This is a genomic window from Shigella sp. FJ200513, assembly GCF_040495915.1.
In the GTDB taxonomy this organism is placed as follows: domain Bacteria; phylum Pseudomonadota; class Gammaproteobacteria; order Enterobacterales; family Enterobacteriaceae; genus ECMA0423.
Genome location: NZ_JBDYCV010000266.1, coordinates 1 through 639, shown reverse-complemented (window position 1 = coordinate 639; position 639 = coordinate 1). Strand labels below are relative to the sequence as shown.

1 pseudogene is annotated in these 639 nt (G+C 37.7%); it reads right to left on the bottom strand.

The annotated features are described in order from the left end of the window. Positions 1 to 74: 74 nt before the first annotated feature. Positions 75 to 567, bottom strand: a pseudogene (locus tag ABZJ92_RS22120) (hypothetical protein); the annotation flags it as partial. Positions 568 to 639 lie beyond the last annotated feature (72 nt).

Below are 639 nucleotides of genomic sequence, written 5' to 3'. Positions count from 1 at the left end.
TGATGGAAATGGAAGCCACGCAAGCACCTTAAAATCACCATCATACACTAAATCAGTAAGTTGGCAGCATTACCAACTTTTTCACTTCGTTCTTGTGGCAATTTGGCTTTAACATTAATTTGATGATTTTTACCCGTGCATTCCTTAACTACAAGGGGAATGTTATCTAAAGTGCCATACAGGCTAATAACGTCACCAGGATTTTTATCATGTAAGTAAGTTTGATTAATACTTGAAGCATTCACAAAGAGGGTCAATATTATAACTGTTTATAACTTCACCTACATCAAGTGTGTAGTGCTTACTCTGGAGACTGCCATCCTTATTTAATTGTATATCAATCAATATATCCCCGGACTTTGTCACCATATCTTTGCCATAAACCATTTGCATAGCCATTTCGAGGAGATTTTTATCTAACTGATTGCGGGCGTTGAGTAAGCGATTACCAAATAATTTATATACTGTTCCCGTCATTGCCAGCGCTGCGCTTTCTGGTACTTTGCGTTTCCACAGTGAGGTTTCTCTATTTTTAAACAGGTCATATTCATTATTACTCGACAAACCGGTAATGCTGCCAACTTACTGATTTAGTGTATGATGGTGATTTTAAGGTGCTTGCGTGGCTTCCATTTCCAT